The following is a 24,593-nucleotide window of genomic DNA, read 5'->3' as shown; positions in this document are numbered from 1 at the left end:
GTATGGGAGAATGTTAAAAAGTGCATCGTGGGTCAGTCGCAAAGCACGGGGACGGACCTACAGCTTCACCAAAATCAGGTGCAGCAGTAGGTCCATCACCGTGCTTCACTCCTTCTACGTGCTAAATTCTACTTTATCACCGTTTCCTATATATGTGTTTTAAAATAATTTTGTAAAGGGTACTTCTTTTACTTCGAAGGTTCTTCTTGCTAAATAATTCAATTTTCCGGCATCACTGGAGAAATTAAAAAAGATCTTATATGAATATAACGCTTGATGCTTAAACCCTGCAGAATGATTTAATGAGTTTTCTCCATATTTCCGGTCACCAACCAAAGGGTGCCCGATAGAAGCAAAATGCGCCCGGATTTGATGGGTTCTTCCGGTGATTAGCTCTATTTCCAATAAACTCATATTATTTTTTTCTTTTAAAACCTTATATTTTGTAATGATCTTTTTTGCTCCTTTTTCAGGTTTATCTAAGATGGATACTTTCTTAGCCGAATAGTTTCTACTGAGATAATCGGACAAATCTCCTTCTTTTTTTTCAAGAAGACCGTGAACCATACAAAGATAAAATTTTCTGATTTCTTTTTCTTTAATCTTTTCATTGATAATCCTCAATGCTTCCGCATTCTTAGCCGCAATCACAATACCGCCGGTATTCCGGTCAATTCTATTGCAAAGTGCCGGAGCAAAAGTATTCTCTTCTTCGGGTAAATATTCTTTCTTATGATATAGATAAGACTGAACATGGTTAATTAATGTATTTACCTGCTCCGATTCATCAGCATGCACAACCATTCCCGGCATTTTATCGATGAGAAGAATATTGGTATCTTCATAAAGTATATGGATATCAGGTTTAATGGCCGTAAAATTTATTGCCGGCTTGGTATCTTCAAAAAACTCATCATTTATATATAGATCTATTTTATCATTTACGGCAAGCTTATAGCTAATCTCTATTTTCTTTCCATTAACTTTTACTCTTTTTTTCCTTATGTATTTATATATTGCACTTAGAGGCATCGTATTAAAATATTTTTGGAGAAATTTATCTATTCTTTGATCGGCATCATTTAAATTTACGAGGATAGTTTTCATATTCGCAGAACTCCTTTTGTTTTGATAGTGGGGAGTGAGGAGTGGGGAGAAAAAGGAATCTTATAAAAACTCATCACATACCCGTAAAATACCTGCACTTTTTTAATATATTATATATACTCTACACTATACATATCAACTATACTGCGTTATAATTTTTATGCAAATCTCCCCACTCCTCACTAAATAAATTTTTTTTAAAAAAACCCTTGCAAAATCCGCGCCAATCATGTAATATGTAAGAGTTGTGACATGACATACGATGAAGTGGAAGGTTGCCAACCGTTGAGTTGGGGGAATTTTCATGGAGAATGTCCGATTCATGAAACCGGGCGACAGCGTCACTGTACACTTTAATAGTGCGAGTAGGAGAAATTTTAGTATTCTGTTTGCATTGCCAGATTTGTATTAATTTGGCAGCGTTAAGAGTGGTGAACTTTTTGTGCTGAACGAGAGTTTTTATGCCCAGGTTATGTCATTTGACGGTAATCTGGGTTTAATTATAGGATAATATGAAACACCCGGCACAGTGTACAGTTTTTTGCTACTGTCGTACGTATCACAAGACCATTTGCCGAGAGCGGCAAGAAAAAACAGGAATTGAAAAAACATTAAGCACAAAAGTGCAGTGTTAACAAAGCTTATCTCACAAGCTTTAAAACGCAGCAGTGCCAGGTTTATTGAGATTCCGAAAAAACGTACGATTGAAGGAGGGTTAGCTAATATGGCAGCAAATCAAAAAATTAGAATCAGATTGAAGGCTTATGATCATATGTTATTGGATCAATCAGCCGAGAAGATTGTGGAAACTGCTAAAAGGACAGGAGCAAAGGTATCAGGACCTATTCCACTGCCTACTAAAAAAGAAATCATTACTATTTTGAGAGCAGTTCACAAGTACAAGGATTCCCGTGAGCAGTTTGAAATGAGAACGCACAAAAGACTCATTGATATTTTGCTTCCGACCCCAAAAACTGTGGATGCCTTAATGAGACTGGATTTGCCAGCAGGCGTAGATATTGAAATCAAACTGTAAAAAGCAGTGAATAATGAATAGTGAATAATTATCCCGGCAATTTTTAAAATGGGAGTATGATATTATTGCTACAAATTTTGATTTATCAACATAAGTCTTAATAGAGATATTAGTTGGAATCAGATCAATCATTATTAATTATTAACTATTAATTATTAATTAGTAAATCGGTCATGTTCGCAAATGTGAACCAATAACCAATTAGGAGGTGCCATAATGGAGAAGGCGATTTTAGGTAAAAAAATTGGAATGACTCAGGTGTTTGATGAAGACGGCAGAGTAATTCCTGTAACTGTTATAGAGGCTGGACCATGTACGGTTGTACAGAAGAAAACTGTTGATAATGACGGGTATAGCGCTGTGCAGGTGGGTTTTGCCACTAAGAAAGAGAAAAATGTCAGCAAACCTCAAAAAGGACATTTTGACAAAGCAAAAGTTGAATACAAAAGGTTCTTAAGAGAATTAAAATTGGATAATGCAGATGCACTCAACGTCGGAGATGAAATCAAAGTTGATGTTTTTGCCGCGGGAGACAGAATAGATGTTACCGGCACTAGCAAAGGTAAAGGTTTTGCAGGTACGATTAAAAGATGGGGTACCCATAGAGGTCCGATGAGTCATGGTTCTCACTATCATAGAGGCCCTGGTTCTTTGGGAGCTTGTAGTACACCTTCCAAAGTTATGAAAGGTAAAAAATTACCTGGCCATATGGGTGTTGAAAAAATTACAATACAAAACCTTGATGTTGTTAAGATAGATACAGAAAAGAATCTTCTTTTGGTAAAAGGTGCGGTACCTGGACCAAAAGGCGGACTGGTAGTTGTTAGAAATACAGTAAAAGCATAACAAGCTTATAAGAAAGGAGGATGTATGATGCCTAAGGTGGCTTTGTACGATATGAGCGGTAAACAAGTTGGAGATATCGAATTAAACGATAATATTTTTGGAGCAGAAGTAAATAAAACTGTTCTTCATCAAGTAGTAGTAAATTACTTGGCAAATCAAAGACAAGGGACTCAAAATACCAAGACCAGAGCGGAAGTTCGTGGCGGCGGTATTAAGCCTTGGAGACAAAAAGGTACCGGTAGAGCAAGACAAGGTAGTATCAGGTCTCCTCAATGGGTAGGAGGCGGTGTAGCTTTAGGACCTAAACCAAGAAGCTATAGATACTCCTTAAATAAAAAGGTAAAAAGATTAGCGCTTAAATCTGCTTTAAGTTCTAAAGTATTAGATAATGAACTTTTAGTATTAGATGCTTTAAGTATGGACGCTATAAAAACAAAAGAATTTGCAAAAATATTAAGTAATCTTAATGTTGACTCGAAGGCATTGGTAGTACTTCCGGAAAAGAACGAAGTTGTTATCAAGTCTGCAAGCAATATTCCAGGGGTAACGACTACGCTGGTAAATACATTAAATGTTTATGATATACTCAATCATGATAAATTTATAGTTACTAAAGATGCAATTGCAAAGATTGAGGAGGTGTACGCATAATGAGAGCTGCACATGATGTCATTATCAAACCTATAATTTCTGAACGGAGTATGGAGCAATCTGCCGACAGAAAATACACCTTCGCAGTGCCGTTAAATGCCAACAAAATAGAAGTAAAAAATGCGGTCGAAGAAATTTTTGGCGTTAAGGTAGAAAGCGTAAATACTATGAGAGTTTTAGGTAAGATTAAAAGAATGGGAATGCATTCCGGAAAAAGACCTGATTGGAAAAAAGCGATCGTTACGCTGACTGAAGACAGTAAAAGTATAGAATTCTTTGAAGGAATGGCGTAATTAATTAATAATGAATAATTAACAATTAATAATTATTTGTTGGTTTTTCATTAGAAACAGATAATTAACAATAAAATTGAACGATTCGATAGTGAATATCAATTATTCATTATTCATTATTAATTATTAATTAGATAGATGGGAGTTGAAAAGGATGCCAGTTAAAAAGTTTAATCCTACTTCTCCGGCAAGAAGATTTATGACTGTTTCTACTTTTGAAGAGGTGTCAAAGGTAGAACCTGAAAAATCTCTACTAGAACCGATAAAAAAGACTGCCGGCAGAAATTCATATGGTAGGATCACAGTGCGTCACAGGGGTGGCGGTGTTAAGAGAAAATATAGAATCATCGATTTCAAGAGAGATAGAGACGGTGTTCCGGCAAATGTACTTACAATTGAGTATGATCCTAACAGAACAGCAAATATCGCTCTTGTTGAATACGAAGATGGAGAAAAAAGATATATTATCGCTCCTTTAGGGTTAAAGGTAGGAGATACTATATTGTCCGGAGCCGGTGCAGACATAAAGCCTGGTAATGCAATGGCATTAAAGGATATGCCGGTAGGTACTCTGATTCACAATATTGAGTTAAAGCCTGGTAAAGGTGCCCAGTTGGTAAGAGCGGCGGGAAATGTGGCACAGTTAATGGCTAAGGAAGAAGACTATGCACAGGTAAGGTTGCCTTCCGGTGAAGTCAGAATGATAAGACTAAACTGTAAAGCAACGATAGGACAGGTTGGAAACTTAGAAAATGAAAATATCTCCATCGGTAAAGCAGGAAGAAAGAGACATATGGGTTGGAGACCAACCGTACGTGGTGTTGTAATGAATCCTGTTGACCATCCACACGGTGGTGGAGAAGGTAAATCACCGATCGGAAGACCAAGTCCTGTAACTCCATGGGGTAAACCTGCTCTTGGATACAAGACAAGAAAGAAAAAGAATAAATCAGATAAGTTTATCGTTAAGAGAAGAAACGCGAAATAACAAAGTGGGGAGTGGACAGTGGGGAGTGGGGAGTAACTTTTACTTACCGCTTGTCATAGGATACTAGCCACAGATGTGGAAGGAGGCAATGGAATGGGTAGATCACTGAAAAAAGGACCTTTTGTAGAAGAAAAGCTACTTGAGAGAATACAAGATATGAATAAAGCTGGAGAAAAAAAGGTTTTAAAGACCTGGTCCAGAAGTTCTACAATATTCCCTGATATGGTTGGACATACAATCGCCGTGCATGATGGCAGAAAACATGTTCCGGTATATGTTACAGAAGATATGGTTGGACATAAACTGGGAGAATTTGCTCCTACCAGAACCTATAAGGGACACGCTGGAGAAAAGTCATCCGGAGTAAGATAAGTGAAAAGATAATAGTGAATAGTGAATAGTGAATAGTGAATACAGGACAGCCAACAATCAGCATCAAGTTTTATACCGATTGCGTATGAATCTGTGAACTGTGAACTGTGAACTGTGAACTAATGCTATTCGAAAGGAGGATTATTTGTGGAAGCTAGAGCAATACTTAGATACGCTCGTATCTCACCGAGAAAAGCAAAGATTGTGATAGATTTGATTCGTAACAAACCTGTAGGAGTAGCAATGGGTATCTTAAAGCACACTCCAAAGGCTGCGTCCGAATTACTTGAAAAGCTATTGAAGTCAGCAATTGCAAATGCAGAAAATAACCATGAAATGGACGTTGAGAAGTTATATGTTGCTGAAGTGTATGCTAATCAGGCCCCAACACTTAAGAGAATTATGCCAAGAGCACAGGGAAGGGCATACAGGATTAGAAAAAGACAAAGCCATATTACACTCGTGTTGAAAGAAAAGGAATAATAGAAAAGGAGGTTGAAGAATGGGCCAGAAAGTTAATCCACATGGTTTAAGAGTCGGCGTAATAAAGGATTGGGATTCCAAATGGTTTGCTAATGATAATGTTTTTGCCGATAACTTAGTAGAAGACTATAAACTTAGAAAATATATTAAGAAGGCACTTTTTATCGCTGGAGTATCCAAGATAGAAATTGAAAGAGCTGCCAATAGAGTGAAAATTAATATTCACGGTGCGAAACCTGGTATTATTATCGGAAGAGGTGGTTCCGAGATAGATAAATTGAAACAACAGCTGGAACAAATGACAGGTAAAAATGTTGCTATAAACATTATTGAAGTTAAATCTCCGGAACTGGACGCGCAGTTAGTAGCTGAAAACATTGCTGCACAGCTTGAAAGAAGAATTTCATTCAGAAAAGCTATGAAACAAGTAATGGCAAGAGCTATGAAAATGGGAGCTAAAGGTATCAAGACTGCTGTTGCAGGTCGTTTAGGCGGTGCTGAAATTGCAAGAACCGAACATTATCATGAAGGTACTATTCCTTTACAGACTTTAAGAGCAGATATTGATTATGGTTTCTGGGAAGCAGATACCACTTACGGAAAGCTCGGTGTCAAAGTTTGGATATATAAAGGGGAAGTCCTTCCGGAAAGTAAGAAGCAAAACCGCGGGGAAGGAGGAAGATAAAGATGTTAATGCCTAAAAGAGTAAAACGTCGTAGAGTGATGAGAGGTCGTATGACTGGTAAAGCTACCAGAGGTAATAAAATAACCTATGGAGATTTTGGGATACAAGCACTTGAACCGGCTTGGATTACAAGTAATCAGATTGAAGCTGCCAGAATAGCAATGACCCGTTATATAAAAAGAGGCGGTAAGGTTTGGATCAAGATCTTTCCTGACAAGCCTGTTACAGAAAAACCTGCTGAAACCCGTATGGGTAGTGGTAAAGGTTCTCCGGAATACTGGGTGGCTGTTGTAAAGCCGGGAAGAGTTATGTTTGAAATTGGTGGGGTTGCAGAAGAGACTGCCAGAGAAGCAATGAGACTGGCAATACACAAGCTTCCTATCAAATGTAAGTTTATTGTTCGTGACAAGGAAGAAATGGGTGGTGAAGATAATGAAGGCTAATAAAGTGCGTGAATTAACATCAGCTGAATTGCAGCAAAAGCTATCGGAACTTAAAGCCGAGTTGTTCAATCTGAGGTTTCAGCACGCAACAAATCAGCTGGAGAATCCCATGAGAATCGTAGAGGTTAAGAAAACGATAGCAAAAGTAAAAACCATCCTTCGTGAAAGAGAATTGAAGGAGTCCGTTTAAATAGGCTTGAAAGGAGGTAGTTTCTGTGAGCGAAAGAGGCAACAGAAAGGTAAGAATCGGCAGAGTTGTTAGTGATAAAATGGATAAAACCATCGTTGTTGCTATAGAGGGCAGTGTAAAACACCCGTTATATGGGAAAATTGTAAAAAGAACCTACAAGCTGAAAGCCCATGATGAAAATAATGAGTGTGCGATAGGCGATAGAGTAAAGGTAATGGAAACAAGACCTTTAAGTAAAGAAAAAAGATGGAGATTAGTCCAAATCGTTGAAAAAGCTAAGTAGAACAAGCTTGAAAGGAGGGTATACCGATGATTCAACAGCAAACAATGTTAAAAGTAGCTGACAACACCGGTGCGAAAGAGCTTTTTTGCATCAGAGTACTAGGCGGGTCAAAAAGAAGATATGCGAATATAGGCGATGTGATCATTGCTTCGGTTAAAAAAGCAACACCCGGTGGAGTTGTTAAAAAAGGTGATGTTGTTAAAGCGGTAGTAGTAAGATCGGTAAAAGGATTAAGAAGACCTGATGGTTCATATATAAAATTTGATGAGAATGCAGCGGTTATTATCAGAGATGATAAAAATCCGAGAGGGACTCGTATTTTTGGGCCTGTTGCAAGAGAATTAAGAGATCAAGAATATATGAAGATATTATCATTAGCCCCAGAAGTACTGTAGTTAAGGAGGTGGCGTAATTGGCTATTAAAAAGGTACATGTAAAAAAAGATGATACTGTACTGGTTCTTTCCGGTAAAGATAAAGGAAAGAAAGGTAAAGTATTAACTGTATACCCTAAAGAGGGTAAAGTGATTGTAGAAGGCGTAAATATGGTAACTAAGCACACCAAGCCGAGAAAGCAGGGACAAACAGGTGGAATCGTTCATCAGGAAGCACCTATTTATGCTGCAAAAGTAATGCATGTGTGCAATAAATGTGCAAAAACTACCCGTGTTGCAAGAAAGATATTGGAGAACGGTGATAAAGTAAGATATTGCAAGCATTGCGGCGAGGTTTTTAACGACTAAGGTTTTTTCGAAAGGAGGTTTATTAAATGGCAAGAATGAAAGATAAATATATAAATGAAGTTGCACCGGCGCTCATGAAAAAATTTAGCTATAAGAGCCCGATGCAGATTCCAAAATTAGAAAAGATCGTAGTAAATATGGGCGTTGGAGAAGCTAAGGACAATGCTAAAGCATTGGATGCGGCAGCAAATGAGTTAGCGACGATTACCGGTCAAAAACCTGCGATTACAAAAGCGAAGAAGTCGGTAGCGACATTTAAGATTAGACAGGGAATGAATATAGGCTGTAAAGTAACTTTGAGAAGTAGTAAAATGTACGAGTTTCTTGATAGATTATTTAATGTAGCTCTTCCTAGAGTTAGAGACTTTAGGGGTATCAACCCAAATGGGTTTGACGGCAGAGGAAATTATGCGTTAGGGATCAAGGAACAATTGATTTTTCCTGAAATTGATATCGATAAAGTAGATAAGACCAGAGGTATGGATATTATCTTTGTTACTACAGCTAAAACGGATGAAGAGGCTAGGGAATTGCTTGCACTGATGGGTGCGCCATTTCAGCGTAGCTGAGAGGAGGGAAATGCGTGGCAAAGAAAGCAATGATTTTGAAACAGCAAAGGGAACCTAAGTTCAGCACAAGAGCTTATAACAGATGCAGAATATGTGGGAGACCTCATGCATATTTGAGAAAGTTTGGTATATGCCGTATTTGCTTTAGAGAATTGGCCTATAAGGGGCAAATTCCGGGAGTTAAAAAGGCTAGTTGGTAAAAGGGAGACTATGGAAGGAGGTAGGACAAATGCAGATAACCGATCCAATCGCTGATATGTTAACGCGTATCAGAAATGCGAGTTCAGCTAAACATGAATCTGTTGATATTCCGGCTTCTAATTTGAAGAAGGCGATCGCAGATATATTACTTGAAGAAGGTTATATTAAGAGATATGAATATATTGATGATTCAAAACAGGGGATGATTAGAATAACCCTTAAATATGGAGCCAACAAGGAAAAGGTTATTACTGGCCTGAAAAGAATCAGCAAGCCTGGTTTAAGAGTTTTTGCAGGCAAGGATGAACTTCCTAGAGTTCTTGGTGGATTAGGGATAGCAATTATCTCAACATCAAATGGCGTAATGACAGATAAGAATGCCAAAAAGAATGGAATAGGCGGCGAAGTACTGGCGTTTGTATGGTAGGACGCAGGCTGATGATAAGGAGGTGTGAGAAGTGTCAAGAATAGGAAGAATGCCAATCACCGTACCAAACGGTGTAGACGTAAAGATAGAAGGCAGCAATTTTATGACTGTAAAGGGGCCAAAAGGCACTCTACAAAGACAGCTTCATAAAGATATGATTATTAAACTTGAAGATAAAGATGTTATTGTTCAGAGACCATCAGAAGAGAAAACACATAAAGCACTGCATGGTTTGACAAGGACACTTATCGCTAATATGGTGGAAGGTGTTACGAACGGGTTCCAAAAAGCTCTTGATATCAATGGTGTTGGTTACAGAGCTCAAAAACAGGGTAAGAAATTAGTTCTTACGCTGGGATATTCTCATCCTGTAGAGATGGAAGAACCTGAAGGAATCACTGTTGAGGTGCCTGCACCGAATAAGATTCTTATAAAAGGTGCAGATAAACAAGCTGTTGGACAATTTGCAGCGCAAATTAGATTCAAGAGAGAGCCTGAACCATATAAGGGTAAGGGTATTAAATATGAAACTGAAGTGATCAGACGTAAAGAAGGTAAGACTGGCGGTAAGGGCAAGAAGTAGGAAAGGAGTGATTGGTAATGATAAATAAGCCAAATAGTAATGTTGCAAGGCTTAGACGTCATGCAAGAGTTCGTAAAACCTTATTTGGAACTGCGGAACGCCCAAGACTCAACGTTTATAGAAGCCTTAAAAACATTTATGCGCAGATTATAGATGACGAGACTGGTAAAACCTTAGTTGCAACATCTTCATTAGATAAGGATTTACAAGACATAGCATATGGCGGAAATAAAGAAGCAGCTAAAGAAGTTGGAAAATTAATTGCGAAGAAAGCTGTAGAACAAGGTATAAAACAAGTTGTTTTTGATAGAGGCGGATACTTGTATCACGGAAGAGTTGCTGAACTGGCTGAAGGAGCTAGAGAAGGCGGATTAGAGTTTTAAAGAAGGAGGGACATTATGGCACAGCGCATAGACGCAAGCACATTGGATATAAAAGAGAAAGTTGTTAATATAAGCCGTGTTGCAAAAGTTGTTAAAGGCGGTAGAACCTTTAGATTTAGTGCATTGGTAGTAGTCGGAGACGAAAACGGTCATGTAGGCTGCGGAATGGGTAAAGCAGCAGAAATTCCTGACGCAATCAGAAAAGGAATTGAAGATGCAAAGAAAAATCTCATCAATGTACCTACTGTTGATACAACCATACCACATGAGATTATCGGACAATATGGAGCAGGAAGTGTATTGTTAAAGCCGGCTGGCCCTGGTACCGGAGTAATCGCCGGTGGACCGGTAAGAGCGGTACTTGAACTTGCAGGTATCAGAGATATAAGAACAAAATCTTTAGGTTCCAATAACCCAAGAAATATGGTAAATGCTACTATTAACGGATTAAACAATCTTAAAAGAGCAGAAGAAGTTGCTAAGTTAAGAGGGAAGACCGTTGAAGAATTGTTAGGTTAGGAGGGAACTTAATTGGCTAAGCTTAAAATAACACTAACGAAAAGCACGATCGGCCGTAAAGACGACCAGATCGCGACGGTAAAAGCACTAGGTCTTAAAAAAATCAGAGATGTGGTAGAGCACCAAGATAGTCCACAAATCAGAGGAATGGTGAACAAAGTTTCACATTTGGTAGAAGTTGAAGAAATATAAACGAGAGGGAGGTGTAGCAAATGAAATTATATGAATTACAGCCTGCACCAGGCTCCACAAATGAACCTAAAAGAAAAGGAAGAGGGCATGGCTCAGGAAATGGTAAAACAGCCGGTAAAGGCCATAAAGGTCAAAATGCTCGTGCGGGTGGTGGAGTAAGACCTGGTTTTGAAGGCGGTCAGATGCCATTGCACAGACGTATTCCTAAAAGAGGATTTACTAATATCTTTGCAAAAGAATATGTTGAAGTAAATGTTTCTCAATTAGATAGATTTGATAATGGAACTGTAGTTACTCCGGAATTGTTAAAAGAAACAGGAGTAGTTAGCAAGATAAAAGATGGTATAGTTGTTCTCGGTAGAGGAGAAATAACTAAAAACCTCACAGTCAAGGCACGTAAGTTCAGCAAATCAGCTGCTGAAAAAATAGAAGCAGCAGGAGGAAAGGTTGAGGTGATGTAGTGTGTTTCAGATATTGAGAAATGCCTGGAAGATTCCCGATTTAAGAAAAAGAATATTATACACCATATTGCTGTTGATCGTTTTTCGTTTCGGTTCCTTTATTCCGGTACCGGGAATGGATAAGACTGCACTTCAGCAATTAATCGGCAATAATAATTCTTTGTTTGGGTTCTTAGATACGCTTACAGGCGGCGCATTTGGTAATGCTACCATATTTGCCATGAGTATCACACCTTACATCAACGCATCGATTATTATGCAACTGTTAACAGTTGCAATTCCCAGTCTTGAAAAGCTTGCAAAAGAAGGGGAAGAAGGTAGAAAGAAAATTGCTCAGTTTACCAGATATGGGACTGTTATTTTAGGATTTATTCAAGCAACAGGATTGTACTTTGGTTTAGGCGGAGCAATTATGAATAGAGGAATTCTCTCTTTCATTACAATAACACTTACATTTACAGCTGGAACTGCATTCTTAATGTGGCTAGGAGAGCAAATAACTGAAAAAGGTATCGGAAACGGTATCTCATTACTGATATTTGCCGGTATTATATCAAGAGGACCACAGATGGTAACAGCATTATATGCAAACTACGTGAATAAGAATTTAAATATCTTTACAATACTGTTATTTGCTGTGTTTGCATTGGGTGTTGTTGCGGCAGTTGTTATGATGAATCAGGCAGAAAGAAGAATTCCTGTACAATATGCAAAAAGAGTTGTCGGAAGAAAAATGTACGGTGGACAAAGCACCCATATTCCTATTAAGGTAAGCTTGGCCGGGGTTATTCCTATTATATTCGCAATGTCTATAATGGCATTCCCCTCAACCATTGCACAATTTTTCTCACAACCGGCACAAGGAACATTCTGGTATGGATTCCTTAATTTTATTTCTCCGGACTCTTGGTTCTATGGTACATTCTACTTCATATTGATTATTTTCTTCACATATTTCTATACGGCGATTTATTTCAACCCTATTGAAATAGCTAATAATATGAAGAAGAATGGCGGTTTCATACCTGGAATCAGACCCGGAAAGCCAACTTCCGACTATATCAATAAGGTGCTTTCAAGAATTACGCTTACAGGAGCGGTATTCTTGGGATTGATTGCTGTAATGCCAATATTCATCAACTATGGTGTGAAATTGGGAGGATTAGCAATTGGAGGCACCAGCCTATTAATCGTAGTGAGTGTTGCTTTGGAGACAGTAAAACAGATGGAATCACAGATGTTGATGAGACACTATAAAGGATTTTTAGAATAATTGATATTTAAATATGATCGACTAGAACTCTACAAGAATGGGGGCGAAAGCATGAGACTGATTATACTGGGAGCACCAGGTGCAGGTAAAGGGACGCAAGCGGAAGGTTTGTCAAAAAAGTTTGGCATACCGACAATTTCTACAGGTGAAATTATTCGTAATGCACTAAGGCAGGGAACAGAGCTGGGAAAAGAAGCGAAACAATATATTGACAGAGGATTACTTGTACCGGATGATGTAGTCATCGAAATAATAAAAGAACGGTTGGTTCAAGATGACTGCAAGAATGGCTTTATATTAGACGGATTTCCAAGAACTGTACCGCAGGCAAATGCACTGGATAAAATGAATATTACCATCGACAAGGTACTAAGCATAGAAGTTGAAGACGAAAAAATTGTTGAGAGAATTTCAGGAAGAAGACAGTGCAGCCAATGTGGTGCTACTTACCATATTATATATAAGCCTTCAAAAGTAGAAAATGTATGTGATACGTGCGGTGGGAACCTTATCATGCGACAGGATGATGCACCTGAAACGGTTGAAAACCGCTTAAAAGTATACCATGAGCAAACTGAACCCCTTAAAGATTTCTATGCAAAAAAAGATTTGTTAACAGTAGCTTTTGGACAGGAAGAAGTTAGTGATACTACCGAAGAAGTCTATAAAGCGCTTGGAGTAGAGTAGAATGATTACTATTAAATCGGCTCAAGAAATTGAATATATGCGTCAAGCCGGTCGAATTGTCGCACAAGCCCACGATATTTTAGAGAGAGCGATTCGGCCCGGTATTACAACGAAAGAGCTGGATAGTATCGTAGAAGAATTTATAAGAAGCCAGGGTGCTGTGCCATCCTTTAAAGGCTATAATGGATTTCCGGCAAGTATATGCGCTTCCGTCAACGGAGAAGTGGTTCATGGTATTCCAGGTTTAACGAAGTTAAAAGATGGCGATATTATTAGTGTAGATATCGGTGCCATGCACAATGGTTATCATGGTGACGCAGCACGAACACATCCGGTCGGTAATGTTTCAGATGAAGCGATGAGGTTGATCGAAGTGACACAACAGAGCTTTTATGAAGGCATAAAACATGCTGTAGAGGGAAGTAGATTATCTGATATCTCTTCAGCTGTCCAAAAATATGTAGAAGATCATGGATATTCAGTGGTACGTGATTTTGTGGGACATGGCATTGGACAGCAAATGCATGAAGAACCGCAGATACCTAATTATGGTAACCCTGGCAGGGGGCCTAGGCTGATTGCGGGAATGACGCTGGCGATTGAACCTATGGTTAATGCGGGAAAACATGACGTAAAAATCATGCCGAACCGTTGGACCGTTGTAACAGCAGATGGCAGTTTGTCAGCCCACTATGAGCATACCATTTTAATTGCTCAGGGAGGTCCGGAGATATTAACCAGTACCTGAATAAAATGAGGTGATAGTGATGGACATATATCCTGGACAAATCGTTTATTCGACAGCCGGTAGGGATAAAGGTAAATACTTTATCGTAATAGAAAGAATAAACGATGAGTATGTTTATTTAAGTGATGGAGATATCAGAAGAATTGAGAATCCTAAAAAGAAAAAGAGTAAGCATTTGAGAACTGTTGGTAAGGATGTGGAACAACTTGTAGATAAGCTTAAAAATCAACAGAAGATAACGAATGCTGAAATTAGAAAATGTCTTGCTGCATATGCAGTGGAGTTACAACAGCATAAGCAGGAATCATATAGTCGTAGTTAAAGGAGGTTTTATTCCTTGGCAAAAGAAGATATAATAGAGGTTGAGGGCAAAGTAATAGAGGCTTTGCCTAATGCAATGTTTCAAGTAGAATTGGAAAATGGACATCAAATTCTTGCTCATATTTCGGGAAAGTTAAGAATGAATTTTATAAGAATTCTACCGGGAGATAAAGTGACTGTAGAATTGTCTCCCTATGACTTGACCCGCGGAAGAATTACATGGAGAGCAAAATAGTCCGTGATTGGTCAATTGGTATTCAAAGGAGGGATTCCAGTGAAAGTAAGACCATCAGTAAAACCGATATGTGAAAAATGTAAGATTATCAGAAGAAAAGGAAGAATTATGGTAATCTGCGAAAATCCCAAGCATAAGCAAAAACAAGGATGAGTTATTGATAATGTACAATGTACAATATACAATATACAATTGACAGCTTTGTTTCAGGTATGTTATGTTTCATAGTGTACCTAAATTTGCGTTTATAGCTTGTTAAGTGCGGCTGCATAATCCGGTGATGATTATGTCTTAACAGCTATAATATATATTTGATGAGTCAGTAATTAAGTATATGACTCTCATAAGATCAATGTAGAATGTAGGTAGTAAGTAAGCTGTAAAAAGGGAATAGATAGATGGACTGACAAATGCTATGATGGGCCCAATGTAATGGAATTGTCCATTGTCCATTGTCCATTGTCCATTAAAGTCATGGGAGGTGTAAAGTAGAATGGCGAGAATCGCTGGTGTTGACTTACCAAGAGAAAAACGTGTAGAAATAGGATTGACTTATATATTCGGTATTGGTAGAAAAAGATCAAATGAAATTCTAGCTATCACAGGAATCAATCCTGATACAAGAGTAAGAGATCTTACCGATGATGAAATTGCAAAGCTCAGAGAAACCATAGATAAAAACCTAAAAGTTGAGGGGGATCTGAGACGTCAAATTGCACTTGATATCAAGAGACTTATCGAAATTGGATGCTATAGAGGATATAGACACAGACGTGGACTTCCGGTAAGAGGTCAGAGAACTAAAACAAATGCAAGAACCAGAAAAGGTCCTAAGAGAACTGTTGCAGGTAAGAAGAAGTAAAAGGAGGGAATAGTAAGTAATGGCTAAAGCAACCAAGAGAACCACACGTAAACGCCGTGAGCGTAAGAATATTGAACGTGGCGCTGCGCATATTCGTTCAACATTCAATAATACGATTGTAACGATTACTGATGTTGCCGGTAACGCACTTTCATGGGCTAGTGCCGGTGGGTTAGGTTTTAGAGGCTCTAGAAAAAGCACTCCATTTGCTGCTCAGATGGCTGCAGAAACTGCTGCTAAATCTGCAATGGAACATGGACTGAAAACTGTGGAAGTTTTTGTAAAAGGTCCTGGCGCAGGAAGAGAAGCTGCAATTAGAGCACTTCAAGCTGCAGGCTTGGAAGTAAGTATGATAAAGGATGTAACGCCAATTCCACATAATGGCTGCAGACCACCTAAGAGAAGAAGAGTATAATTTGAATGATAGAACTATAGGAGGTGTAAGTATAGATGGCGAGATATACTGGGGCAGTATGCAGACTATGCCGTAGAGAAGGACAAAAGTTATTTCTCAAGGGCGAAAGATGCTATACTGATAAATGTGCTATCGCAAGAAGAAGCTACGCTCCGGGTCAGCATGGCCAAAGCAGAAAGAAACCTTCTGAATATGGTATTCAGTTAAGAGAAAAGCAAAAGGCCAGAAGATATTATGGAGTGTTAGAAAGCCAGTTTGAAAAGTATTTTGAAATGGCTAATAAGAAAAAAGGTATTACCGGTGAAAATCTGCTGCAAATTCTTGAAAGCAGATTGGACAATGTAGTCTATAGATTGGGTCTTGCAACTTCAAGACCGGAAGCAAGACAGTTAGTAAGACACGGACATTTCACAGTTAATGGGGCAAAAGTGAATATTCCATCCTATCTTGTAAAAGAGGGAGATATTATCACAATTAGAGAAAAGAGTAGAGGCTCAGAAAAAATTAAAGCAGTTCTTGAATCAACTGAGGGAAAAGTTATACCTAAATGGTTGGATATGAATAGAGATACACTGGAAGCAAAAGTAATCAGCCTTGCTACCAGAGAAGATATCGATCTGCCGCTTGAAGAACATTTAATTGTAGAGTTGTACTCTAAATAATAAAGATATATGGTGGATAATGGATTGCGGGTGGCTTGCGCTAACCTTAAATCCGATATTCACACTCAAACTATATAGATATAAATACTGTAAGTGATGTAATCTGTTATACAGTAATAAAATAATCAGTTGCCCTCGGAAACATCAACAATAAAATGGCAGTTAGTCAGGGGAGGGTTATATATGATAGAAATTGAAAAGCCAAGAATTGAATGTATTACATCCAGTGATGAAGGCACATACGGAAAATATGTTATTGAGCCTCTTGAAAGAGGATATGGTACAACATTAGGCAATTCCTTAAGAAGAATATTATTATCTTCTTTACCGGGAGTTGCAGTATCTTCAATTAAGATTGACGGTGTTCTTCATGAATTTTCTACAATCCCGGGAGTGAAGGAAGACGTAACCGAGATTATACTTAACATTAAGAATCTTGCTGCGAAGCTTCATTCTGAAGGCCCTAAAGTAGTTTATATAGAAGCAGAAGGTGAAGGAGATATTAAGGCCAAGGACATCAAAATTGATGCAGATGTGGAAATACTAAATCCCGATCTTCATATTGCGACCTTAAATGAAGACGCAAAGTTATATATGGAACTAACTTTAAATAGAGGCAGAGGATATGTATCGGCAGAAAAAAATAAAGTACCTGGCCAGCCGATTGGCTTGATTCCAGTGGACTCAATATATACGCCGGTGCATAAAGTAAACTATACTGTAGAAAATACCCGTGTAGGGCAGGTTACCGATTATGATAAGCTGACACTGGAAGTATGGACAAACGGTATTATAAAGCCGGATGAAGCGATTAGTCTTGGTGCAAAAATCATGAGTGAGCATCTTAACTTATTTATTGATCTCTCAGATCATGCAAAGAATACCGAGATCATGGTAGAGAAGGAAGAAACCAAGAAAGAAAAAGTTCTTGAAATGACCATTGAAGAGCTGGATCTTTCGGTAAGATCCTATAACTGCCTAAAAAGAGCAGGGATTAACACTGTAGAAGACCTCATCAACAGAAGTGAAGATGATATGATGAAGGTAAGAAACCTTGGTAGAAAATCTCTTGAAGAGGTAATACAGAAGTTAGAAGCATTAGGGTTGGGTCTTGCACCAAATGAAGAATAGTATTGTAGTTCACAGTTCACGGTTCACAGTTCACAGATTTTGTTCTAAAAAGCTGGTGAAAGATGAATCGTACATCATGAGCCGTGAGTTTTTACTATGTGATTTCTGATTATTAATTAAATATGATTAGGTGTTATATAAAAACGGCAAAGGAGGTTTAAACGATGCCAGGTACAAGAAAGCTAGGTCGTCCAACCGACCAAAGAATAGCTATGCTGAAAAACCTTGTTACTTCCGTTTTAGAACACGGAAAGATTGAAACTACCGTGACTAGAGCAAAAGAAGTAAGAAGCATGACAGATAAAATGATTACTCTAGGCAAAGAAGGTTCACTGCATTCAAGAAGACAAGCATTAGCTTATATTACTAAAGAAGATGTAGTGAAGAAACTTTTTGATGAAATTGCTCCTAAGTATACAGAGCGTGCAGGCGGATATACCAGGGTAGTAAAAATGGGACCCAGAAGAGGGGACGCTGCAGAAATGGCAATCATTGAGTTAGTATAACTAGCGGAGAGTGGGGAGTAAGGAGTGAGGAGTGAAAGCCTTGCGAATTGCAAACTATATTTTACCCATAAAGAGTTTACCGCTTCATAAAGCAGAATGTTAAATACAATATGTATCTAATGTTCTGCTTTTATTTATATCAAGAAAAAACCATGGACACAAATTTTTAGATAAAATGATTGTAGGGGCGATTTGTGATCGTCCGCATTTTTAGTCTATATTCTTCGTAAACGAATAATAGATTATCTCCAGTGTTTATTTGGTAGGCGATATTAGTTCTGTTTAATTTTCAATATATTGACGCACAATATGTGTGATGATAAAATCTACTAATGAAGTGTGATCACTATACTAGAATAGTGGATATTATTTATTACATATGGGTTTGAGAATGTGGTGCAAAGGGTACTCCCCACTATCCACTCCTCACTCCCCACTACACAAGGAGGTTAACGTCATGTGGATAGCTGATGAATGGAAAGATTATGAACTTATAGATACAGGTAATGGTGAAAAGCTGGAAAGATGGGGGAAGTATGTTGTAAGGCGCCCCGATCCACAAGTCATATGGCCGATTGATTCAAATAACAAGGTATGGAGAAACGTGGACGGGCATTATCATAGAAACAGCAGCGGTGGTGGAAAGTGGGAGTTTTTTAGTAAGCTTCCTGAACATTGGACCATTTCATATGAGAATTTAAAATTCAATATTAAGCCTATGGGTTTCAAGCATACCGGACTTTTTCCCGAACAAGCTGTTAACTGGAGTTGGATGATGGAAAGAATTAAATCTACTGATAAGCCTGTAAGAGTATTAAATTTATTTGCATATACGGGTGGTGCAACAGTAGCTGCGGCCTACGCAGGGGCGGAGGTTTGTCATGTAGATGCCGCAAAAGGGATGGTAAGCTGGGCAAAAGAAAATATTGCAGTTTCAAAGCTCGCAGACCGTAAAGTACGATTTATCGTTGATGATGTGCTAAAGTTTGTTCAGCGGGAAAATCGTAGAGGAAGACAGTATGAAGGAATCATCATGGACCCACCATCCTACGGACGGGGACCGAATGGAGAAGTGTGGAAAATCGAAGATGAGCTATATAACTTGGTGAGTGAATGTATGCACGTGCTTTCTCCAAATCCCCTATTTTTCCTAATTAATTCATATACAACCGGATTGGCACCAACGGTACTCACCAATGTGTTGAAAATGACAGTTGGTAAAAAACACGGGGGACATATCGCATCTGATGAAATCGGATTGCCGATAACACAGTCAGGCTTGGTGCTTCCATGCGGTGCATCGGGTCGTTGGGAAGTGTAATAGTTTACAGTTCACGGTATTAAGAACTTACACCCAGTGAATCATGAGTTGGTTATCTCAGAATTAGAGTAGGGGCGGACGACCCTGTCCGCCCGGATTTGTCTATAGCTCCATTTATTTTATAGGAAACTGTATATTATTAGTTTCAAATACTTTACCTTTTAAATAATTTAATATTCCTGCATCTTTAAAGTCGAACATCACTTTATAGGCCCAAAGGCATTGATGTTTTACGCCGAATTGCTTGTTTAGCCGGCGGTCACCATATTTATCATCGCCAAGGATTGGATGCCCTATATAAGAAAGGTGTGCGCGTATTTGATGCGTTCTTCCTGTAATGAGTTCTACTTCCAGGTGGCTTACTATATCCCCAGGTTTAGTAACCTTATACTTTGTGATAGCAGTTAAGCCTCCTTTTTGCGGGATATCATGCATATAGACACGACTTTTCAGTTCGTTTTTAACGAGAAAATGTTTTAACTCTCCTTCCATTGGAGAAGGGCAGCCTTTCACCAGGCACTGGTAGTATTTTTTCACTTCTCTATTCTTAATTTTTTCCAGCATTATTCTTAAAGCCTCTTTTGTTTTGGCGATGATAACTATTCCGCCGGTATAGTGGTCAAGTCTGTGGCATAGGGCCGGCAGGTCCGTATTTGGCATGGAAGAAATATAATCTTTATTCTGATTCAAATATCTTGTTGCCATATCAATTAATGTGTCTTGATTCGCATGCTTATCAGGATGCACAGAAATTCCAGGCTGTTTATTTACAAGCAGCAGATGCTCATCTTCATATACTATTTCGATAGGATGTAAATCCTTTTGCTCGTCGTTTGTACTATTTAATCCGTATAATATTTCATCTTTGATATATATTGTCAGGGAATCACTAGCTTTCAGTGTAATATTTTCATTAATTTTTACATCGTTTATACGTATATCTTTTTTTCGTAACGCTTTATAAATAGCACTCATAGGTAGTTTGGGAAATTGATCTCTTAGAAATCTGTCAAGCTTCTTACCGTTATATTCATGAGGTACAGTAATGATTATCATATTTATGCTCCTTGTTAATGTAGTGGGGAGTGGACAGTGGGGAGTGGGGAGTACTGCACCAGGCCACGGAAGTATATTTACTATTGTATAATACACAGTATAGCATCTGCTCAAAAGTATTATTAATTATAAAGTCATTTTTATACTGAACCAATATAGTATTAGCATAGCCTTATAGCACACATTATATATTATTTAATGTTTAAGTACAATGTAAAGGACTATAAGAAGGGTGTAAAAATCTGCAAGCTAATCATTTTACATATGTATTTATTCTCCCCACTCCCCACTCCCCACTTTTTTTCAATAAACTATTTTTATATTGCTCAAAATACAGTATAATATATAATTAGTGTATATAATACATATCAAGCGAGGTTTTGTAATGGGTGAAATGATTAATACGATTAACTTGAACTATCATTATGGACAGGATGAAGAATCCAATAAAATAGACTTGGTTTTGAATAATATAAATATTAAAATAGATAAAGGTGAATTTGTAACTATCTTAGGACATAACGGTTCCGGTAAGTCTACACTGGCTAAGCATTTTAATGCATTGCTTCTGCCTGTGGGAGGGACGGTATTTGTTAAACACTTGGATACTGCTGATTTGGATTCTCGTTGGGAGATCAGGCAGACTGTGGGAATGGTATTTCAAAATCCCGATAATCAAATTGTAGCAACCATTGTGGAAGAGGATGTAGCATTCGGGCCTGAAAACCTGGCTGTTCCGCCTTCTGAAATCAGAGAGAGAGTAGATTATGCCCTAAAGGCGGTAGATATGTACGAATATAAAAAGCATGCACCGCATTTGCTGTCAGGAGGCCAAAAGCAAAGAATAGCGATTGCCGGTGTTATTGCCATGAAGCCGGAATGCATCGTGCTTGATGAACCCACTGCGATGCTGGATCCTTCTGGAAGAAAAGAAGTTATTGGTACCATAAAAAAGCTAAATAGGGAAGAAGGAATTACGGTAGTGCTTATTACGCACTATATGGATGAGGCTGTGGAGTCGGATAGAGTTGTCGTGATGGAAAAAGGAAAGATCATAATGGATGGCAAGCCCAAAGAGGTTTTCTGCCAAGTAGAAAGGCTTAAAACTGTAGGATTGGATGTTCCGCAGGTGACAGAGTTGGCCTATGAGCTAAGAAAGCAAGGAATTGAAATCCGTCAGGATATTTTGACGGAAGATGAGTGTGTTGAGGAGCTTTTGAAATTGATTGAGAGATGAGAGCAGCGTGTCATGGACTGAAGAGGTACGACTTTGGCCATTGATGCAATTTAAGTTGTTTTGTTTGGAGGACTAATGTTGTGACAATAAAAATAGAGAATTTGAATTATACATATATGCCCGGTAGTCCCTTTGAAAAGCAAGCATTAAAAAATGTCAATCTGGAAATCGGCCAAGGGGAATTCGTTGGATTAATAGGACATACAGGGTCGGGAAAATCTACACTTGTACAGCATCTAAACGGCTTACTTAAAGCGGCGAATGGAAAGATATTTATTGGTGAAACGGATATTACAGGTAAAAGTGCTAACCTTAAAGCTATAAGAAATAAGGTAGGTCTTGTCTTTCAATATCCTGAGCACCAATTATTTGAAGAAACTGTCTATAAAGACGTTGCGTTTGGGCCGACAAATATGGGTTTGGCACAAGACGAAATACAAAAAAGAGTGAACGATGCATTGCATGTGGTAGGTTTAAGTAGTAATGTTCTTGAAAAGTCTCCTTTTGAACTTTCCGGTGGTCAAAAGCGCAGGGTTGCAATTGCGGGTGTTCTGGCAATGAGACCCGAAATACTTGTACTGGATGAGCCTACTGCAGGGCTTGACCCGGCAGGGAGAGATGAAATATTATTTCAAATCAAATCTCTTCATACAAGATTAGGTATGACAGTCATACTTGTATCACATAGTATGGAAGACATCGCACGACTGGTCGATAGAATTATTGTAATGCATAGAGGTTCGGTAGCAATGAATGACATGCCTGGCGAAGTTTTTAAAAGAGGCGATCAATTAGAAAGTATGGGACTCGCTGTGCCGCAAATTACAAAAGTGATTAGCAAGCTAAGAAGCAGAGGGGTTCATATAAAAGATGATATCTTTACTGTTCATCAGGCAAAAAAAGAGCTTGTGGCTCTGTTAGGCGGTTCCAATAGAAGGATGGAGGAAAGTAAATGATTAGAGATATAACGCTGGGGCAGTACTTTCCGGGTGAATCTGTTATACATAAACTCGACCCCAGAATAAAGATTATATTAACGTTAATGTATATTGCAGCATTGTTTATGGTAAAGAATTTTACCGGATATATTATATTTGCTGCTTTTACTTGTCAGTTAATATGGATTTCTACAGTACCTGTTAAGTACGTTTTTAAAGGGTTAAAACCTTTATTCTTTATTATTATTTTTACTGCCTTTGTCAACATGTTTATGACTGGGGGAAGAACATTATTTACGATATGGAAATTGACAGCTACGGTGGAAGGTGTGGAAATGGCAGTACTTATGACATTAAGATTGCTTTTTCTGATTATAGGTACATCATTGCTGACTTTTACTACTTCACCTATACTATTGACAGATGGGATTGAAAAGTTATTAAATCCTTTTAAAAAAATTGGCGTTCCAGCCCATGAGCTTGCCATGATGATGACCATAGCGCTGCGTTTTATACCAACATTGTTAGAAGAAACGGATAAAATAATGAAAGCGCAGATGGCACGCGGTGCTGATTTTGAAAGTGGGAATCTGCTTAAAAGAGCAAAGGGGCTTGTGCCGCTTTTGGTTCCGCTGTTTATAAGTGCTTTCAGAAGAGCTGATGAACTGGCTGTTGCGATGGAATCACGCTGTTATCGGGGCGGAGACCATAGAACCAGAATGAAGCAGCTAAAAATGCATGACAGGGATTTTATGGCCATAGCAGTCATGATAGGGTTAATGGTAATGCTGTTTTTTGTGAGAAATTTACGGTATTAATATACAACTTAGTATTTATTAGGTAGGGGCAGGCCTTGTGTCTGCCCGTTCAGAAGAAGTGCTTCATACAGGGCAGACACAAGGCCTGCCCCTACAATTACAGTGGAGAGAATTAGAAAACATTTTCTGTGAACCGTGAACCAATACAAAAAGGATGAATGATTATTGCGAAACTTAATGTTAGAATTAGAATATGAAGGTACCAATTATCATGGCTGGCAGCGGCAGGAAAATGCGTTAACAGTTCAAGAAGTATTGGAAAATTCTATAAAAAAAGTGACCAAAGAAGATATAAGGGTAATAGGATGCAGTCGAACAGATACAGGTGTGCATGCATTAGGCTACGTATGTAATTTTAATACATGCAGTACTATTCCGGCGGATCGTATGCCCTATGCACTGAATAGACTACTGCCTGACGATGTCATTGTATTGAAGTGCAAGAAAGTTTCTTCGGATTTTCATGCGCGTTATTGCGCGGAAGGGAAAAAATACAGATATAGGGTCATGAATAGGACGTTTCCTTCGGCTTTTGAACGTAATTATGCAAGCCATTGGCCATACCAGGTAGAGATAGGGCTGATGAAAGAAGCAGCGGAATATTTTATAGGCACCCATGATTTTAAAGCATTTATGGCATCGGGAAGCGTTGTTAAGGATACGGTTCGAACGATTTATAACCTTACAGTGGAAGAAATAGATCATGAGATCATAATGGAAGTATCCGGTAATGGTTTTTTATATAACATGGTAAGAATTATTGCAGGAACTATTCTTTATGTGGGCAATAAAAAGATTGATGTAAAGCAAATCCCTCACATTATAAAAAACGGAGATCGAAGGGAAGCAGGGATTACGGCGCCGCCACAAGGACTCTACCTCGTTGAAGTATATTATAACCAATCCGAATGAGAGAATTCCAAGGAGGA

General features: G+C 38.4%; 39 protein-coding genes. 37 read left to right on the top strand and 2 right to left on the bottom strand.

What is annotated here, in order from left to right:
* Positions 1 to 159: 159 nt before the first annotated feature.
* On the bottom strand, positions 160 to 1,107 hold the full coding sequence (locus QKW49_RS12545; protein WP_282867893.1) for an RluA family pseudouridine synthase: 948 nt from the start codon (positions 1,105 to 1,107) through the stop codon (positions 160 to 162).
* Between the two features lie 724 nt (positions 1,108 to 1,831).
* On the opposite strand from QKW49_RS12545, the gene rpsJ reads away from it, so the two are divergent.
* The 33 genes from rpsJ (at position 1,832) to QKW49_RS12380 (ending at position 19,615) form a co-directional block, all read left to right on the top strand.
* A complete protein-coding gene (gene rpsJ, locus QKW49_RS12540; RefSeq protein WP_282867892.1) occupies positions 1,832 to 2,143 on the top strand; it encodes a 30S ribosomal protein S10 in 312 nt (103 codons plus the stop codon).
* 216 nt (positions 2,144 to 2,359) lie between these two features.
* Positions 2,360 to 2,989 carry a 50S ribosomal protein L3 gene (gene rplC, locus QKW49_RS12535; RefSeq protein WP_282867891.1) on the top strand — a complete coding sequence of 210 codons (630 nt, stop codon included), beginning with the start codon at positions 2,360 to 2,362 and terminating at the stop codon, positions 2,987 to 2,989.
* Between the two features lie 27 nt (positions 2,990 to 3,016).
* Positions 3,017 to 3,640 (top strand): 50S ribosomal protein L4, encoded by a 624-nt coding sequence (gene rplD, locus QKW49_RS12530; RefSeq protein WP_282868134.1) that lies wholly within the window; start codon positions 3,017 to 3,019, stop codon positions 3,638 to 3,640.
* Positions 3,637 to 3,933, top strand: coding sequence for a 50S ribosomal protein L23 (rplW, locus tag QKW49_RS12525; protein ID WP_282868133.1), 297 nt, complete (start codon positions 3,637 to 3,639; stop codon positions 3,931 to 3,933). The genes rplD and rplW overlap by 4 nt, the downstream gene beginning before the upstream one ends.
* A gap of 154 nt (positions 3,934 to 4,087) precedes the next feature.
* A complete protein-coding gene (rplB, locus tag QKW49_RS12520) occupies positions 4,088 to 4,921 on the top strand; it encodes a 50S ribosomal protein L2 (protein WP_282867890.1) in 834 nt (277 codons plus the stop codon).
* Positions 4,922 to 5,014: 93 nt separating this feature from the next.
* Entirely contained in the window at positions 5,015 to 5,293 is a 279-nt protein-coding gene (rpsS, locus tag QKW49_RS12515) for a 30S ribosomal protein S19 (RefSeq protein WP_282867889.1), read from the top strand.
* 147 nt (positions 5,294 to 5,440) lie between these two features.
* Positions 5,441 to 5,776 (top strand): 50S ribosomal protein L22, encoded by a 336-nt coding sequence (gene rplV / locus QKW49_RS12510; protein ID WP_282867888.1) that lies wholly within the window; start codon positions 5,441 to 5,443, stop codon positions 5,774 to 5,776.
* A gap of 19 nt (positions 5,777 to 5,795) precedes the next feature.
* Positions 5,796 to 6,461 (top strand): 30S ribosomal protein S3, encoded by a 666-nt coding sequence (gene rpsC, locus QKW49_RS12505; RefSeq protein WP_282867887.1) that lies wholly within the window; start codon positions 5,796 to 5,798, stop codon positions 6,459 to 6,461.
* A gap of 2 nt (positions 6,462 to 6,463) precedes the next feature.
* A complete protein-coding gene (gene rplP, locus QKW49_RS12500; protein WP_282867886.1) occupies positions 6,464 to 6,904 on the top strand; it encodes a 50S ribosomal protein L16 in 441 nt (146 codons plus the stop codon).
* Complete coding sequence (gene rpmC, locus QKW49_RS12495) at positions 6,894 to 7,094, top strand: 50S ribosomal protein L29 (protein ID WP_282867885.1); 201 nt, start codon at positions 6,894 to 6,896, stop codon at positions 7,092 to 7,094. Before rplP ends, rpmC begins: the two co-directional genes overlap by 11 nt.
* Before the next feature lie 25 nt (positions 7,095 to 7,119).
* The gene (gene rpsQ / locus QKW49_RS12490; RefSeq protein ID WP_282867884.1) at positions 7,120 to 7,377 is read left to right on the top strand and encodes a 30S ribosomal protein S17; all 258 of its coding nucleotides are present in this window, start codon (positions 7,120 to 7,122) and stop codon (positions 7,375 to 7,377) included.
* A gap of 26 nt (positions 7,378 to 7,403) precedes the next feature.
* Positions 7,404 to 7,772: a 50S ribosomal protein L14 gene (gene rplN / locus QKW49_RS12485; RefSeq protein WP_282867883.1), complete on the top strand. Its 369-nt coding sequence runs from the start codon at positions 7,404 to 7,406 to the stop codon at positions 7,770 to 7,772.
* Between the two features lie 23 nt (positions 7,773 to 7,795).
* Positions 7,796 to 8,119, top strand: a complete 324-nt coding sequence (gene rplX, locus QKW49_RS12480; protein ID WP_282868132.1) for a 50S ribosomal protein L24 — start codon at positions 7,796 to 7,798, stop codon at positions 8,117 to 8,119.
* A 26-nt stretch (positions 8,120 to 8,145) separates the two neighbouring features.
* Positions 8,146 to 8,688 carry a 50S ribosomal protein L5 gene (rplE, locus tag QKW49_RS12475; protein WP_282867882.1) on the top strand — a complete coding sequence of 181 codons (543 nt, stop codon included), beginning with the start codon at positions 8,146 to 8,148 and terminating at the stop codon, positions 8,686 to 8,688.
* Between the two features lie 14 nt (positions 8,689 to 8,702).
* On the top strand, positions 8,703 to 8,888 hold the full coding sequence (locus tag QKW49_RS12470) for a type Z 30S ribosomal protein S14 (RefSeq protein WP_282867881.1): 186 nt from the start codon (positions 8,703 to 8,705) through the stop codon (positions 8,886 to 8,888).
* A gap of 29 nt (positions 8,889 to 8,917) precedes the next feature.
* On the top strand, positions 8,918 to 9,316 hold the full coding sequence (gene rpsH / locus QKW49_RS12465; RefSeq protein WP_282867880.1) for a 30S ribosomal protein S8: 399 nt from the start codon (positions 8,918 to 8,920) through the stop codon (positions 9,314 to 9,316).
* A gap of 31 nt (positions 9,317 to 9,347) precedes the next feature.
* The gene (gene rplF, locus QKW49_RS12460; protein WP_282867879.1) at positions 9,348 to 9,899 is read left to right on the top strand and encodes a 50S ribosomal protein L6; all 552 of its coding nucleotides are present in this window, start codon (positions 9,348 to 9,350) and stop codon (positions 9,897 to 9,899) included.
* Positions 9,900 to 9,916: 17 nt separating this feature from the next.
* On the top strand, positions 9,917 to 10,282 hold the full coding sequence (rplR, locus tag QKW49_RS12455; RefSeq protein WP_282867877.1) for a 50S ribosomal protein L18: 366 nt from the start codon (positions 9,917 to 9,919) through the stop codon (positions 10,280 to 10,282).
* A 15-nt stretch (positions 10,283 to 10,297) separates the two neighbouring features.
* Positions 10,298 to 10,801, top strand: coding sequence for a 30S ribosomal protein S5 (gene rpsE, locus QKW49_RS12450; protein WP_282867875.1), 504 nt, complete (start codon positions 10,298 to 10,300; stop codon positions 10,799 to 10,801).
* A 12-nt stretch (positions 10,802 to 10,813) separates the two neighbouring features.
* A complete protein-coding gene (gene rpmD / locus QKW49_RS12445; RefSeq protein ID WP_282867874.1) occupies positions 10,814 to 10,993 on the top strand; it encodes a 50S ribosomal protein L30 in 180 nt (59 codons plus the stop codon).
* 20 nt (positions 10,994 to 11,013) lie between these two features.
* Complete coding sequence (rplO, locus tag QKW49_RS12440) at positions 11,014 to 11,454, top strand: 50S ribosomal protein L15 (protein ID WP_282867873.1); 441 nt, start codon at positions 11,014 to 11,016, stop codon at positions 11,452 to 11,454.
* A gap of 1 nt (position 11,455) precedes the next feature.
* Positions 11,456 to 12,727 (top strand): preprotein translocase subunit SecY, encoded by a 1,272-nt coding sequence (gene secY, locus QKW49_RS12435; RefSeq protein ID WP_282867872.1) that lies wholly within the window; start codon positions 11,456 to 11,458, stop codon positions 12,725 to 12,727.
* Positions 12,728 to 12,778: 51 nt separating this feature from the next.
* Positions 12,779 to 13,414, top strand: coding sequence for an adenylate kinase (locus QKW49_RS12430; RefSeq protein ID WP_282867871.1), 636 nt, complete (start codon positions 12,779 to 12,781; stop codon positions 13,412 to 13,414).
* 1 nt (position 13,415) lies between these two features.
* Positions 13,416 to 14,162 (top strand): type I methionyl aminopeptidase, encoded by a 747-nt coding sequence (gene map, locus QKW49_RS12425; protein ID WP_282867870.1) that lies wholly within the window; start codon positions 13,416 to 13,418, stop codon positions 14,160 to 14,162.
* A gap of 19 nt (positions 14,163 to 14,181) precedes the next feature.
* The gene (locus tag QKW49_RS12420) at positions 14,182 to 14,484 is read left to right on the top strand and encodes a KOW domain-containing RNA-binding protein (RefSeq protein WP_282867869.1); all 303 of its coding nucleotides are present in this window, start codon (positions 14,182 to 14,184) and stop codon (positions 14,482 to 14,484) included.
* Between the two features lie 15 nt (positions 14,485 to 14,499).
* On the top strand, positions 14,500 to 14,718 hold the full coding sequence (infA, locus tag QKW49_RS12415; protein ID WP_282867868.1) for a translation initiation factor IF-1: 219 nt from the start codon (positions 14,500 to 14,502) through the stop codon (positions 14,716 to 14,718).
* A gap of 39 nt (positions 14,719 to 14,757) precedes the next feature.
* Positions 14,758 to 14,871, top strand: coding sequence for a 50S ribosomal protein L36 (rpmJ, locus tag QKW49_RS12410; protein ID WP_178522764.1), 114 nt, complete (start codon positions 14,758 to 14,760; stop codon positions 14,869 to 14,871).
* Between the two features lie 340 nt (positions 14,872 to 15,211).
* The gene (rpsM, locus tag QKW49_RS12405) at positions 15,212 to 15,580 is read left to right on the top strand and encodes a 30S ribosomal protein S13 (protein WP_282867867.1); all 369 of its coding nucleotides are present in this window, start codon (positions 15,212 to 15,214) and stop codon (positions 15,578 to 15,580) included.
* A gap of 19 nt (positions 15,581 to 15,599) precedes the next feature.
* On the top strand, positions 15,600 to 15,995 hold the full coding sequence (gene rpsK, locus QKW49_RS12400) for a 30S ribosomal protein S11 (RefSeq protein ID WP_282867865.1): 396 nt from the start codon (positions 15,600 to 15,602) through the stop codon (positions 15,993 to 15,995).
* Between the two features lie 35 nt (positions 15,996 to 16,030).
* A complete protein-coding gene (gene rpsD, locus QKW49_RS12395) occupies positions 16,031 to 16,657 on the top strand; it encodes a 30S ribosomal protein S4 (protein WP_282867864.1) in 627 nt (208 codons plus the stop codon).
* A 183-nt stretch (positions 16,658 to 16,840) separates the two neighbouring features.
* The gene (locus tag QKW49_RS12390) at positions 16,841 to 17,788 is read left to right on the top strand and encodes a DNA-directed RNA polymerase subunit alpha (RefSeq protein ID WP_282867863.1); all 948 of its coding nucleotides are present in this window, start codon (positions 16,841 to 16,843) and stop codon (positions 17,786 to 17,788) included.
* Between the two features lie 164 nt (positions 17,789 to 17,952).
* Positions 17,953 to 18,294, top strand: a complete 342-nt coding sequence (gene rplQ / locus QKW49_RS12385) for a 50S ribosomal protein L17 (protein WP_282867862.1) — start codon at positions 17,953 to 17,955, stop codon at positions 18,292 to 18,294.
* Between the two features lie 457 nt (positions 18,295 to 18,751).
* The gene (locus QKW49_RS12380) at positions 18,752 to 19,615 is read left to right on the top strand and encodes a class I SAM-dependent methyltransferase (RefSeq protein WP_282867861.1); all 864 of its coding nucleotides are present in this window, start codon (positions 18,752 to 18,754) and stop codon (positions 19,613 to 19,615) included.
* Between the two features lie 114 nt (positions 19,616 to 19,729).
* Here the strand turns inward: QKW49_RS12380 and QKW49_RS12375 are convergent, their stop codons facing one another.
* Positions 19,730 to 20,671 (bottom strand): RluA family pseudouridine synthase, encoded by a 942-nt coding sequence (locus QKW49_RS12375; RefSeq protein WP_282867860.1) that lies wholly within the window; start codon positions 20,669 to 20,671, stop codon positions 19,730 to 19,732.
* A 385-nt stretch (positions 20,672 to 21,056) separates the two neighbouring features.
* On the opposite strand from QKW49_RS12375, the gene QKW49_RS12370 reads away from it, so the two are divergent.
* The 4 genes from QKW49_RS12370 (at position 21,057) to truA (ending at position 24,576) form a co-directional block, all read left to right on the top strand.
* Complete coding sequence (locus tag QKW49_RS12370) at positions 21,057 to 21,908, top strand: energy-coupling factor transporter ATPase (protein ID WP_282867858.1); 852 nt, start codon at positions 21,057 to 21,059, stop codon at positions 21,906 to 21,908.
* An 80-nt stretch (positions 21,909 to 21,988) separates the two neighbouring features.
* Positions 21,989 to 22,864 carry an energy-coupling factor transporter ATPase gene (locus QKW49_RS12365; RefSeq protein ID WP_282867857.1) on the top strand — a complete coding sequence of 292 codons (876 nt, stop codon included), beginning with the start codon at positions 21,989 to 21,991 and terminating at the stop codon, positions 22,862 to 22,864.
* On the top strand, positions 22,861 to 23,664 hold the full coding sequence (locus QKW49_RS12360) for an energy-coupling factor transporter transmembrane component T (protein WP_282867856.1): 804 nt from the start codon (positions 22,861 to 22,863) through the stop codon (positions 23,662 to 23,664). The genes QKW49_RS12365 and QKW49_RS12360 overlap by 4 nt, the downstream gene beginning before the upstream one ends.
* A gap of 165 nt (positions 23,665 to 23,829) precedes the next feature.
* The gene (gene truA / locus QKW49_RS12355; RefSeq protein ID WP_282867855.1) at positions 23,830 to 24,576 is read left to right on the top strand and encodes a tRNA pseudouridine(38-40) synthase TruA; all 747 of its coding nucleotides are present in this window, start codon (positions 23,830 to 23,832) and stop codon (positions 24,574 to 24,576) included.
* The last annotated feature ends 17 nt before the right edge of the window (positions 24,577 to 24,593 follow it).

This window comes from Petroclostridium sp. X23, from assembly GCF_030013905.1.
In the GTDB taxonomy this organism is placed as follows: Bacteria; Bacillota; Clostridia; order SK-Y3; family SK-Y3; genus X23.
The sequence above is the reverse complement of the archived record's forward strand: the minus strand, read 5'-3'. Positions and strand labels throughout refer to the sequence as shown.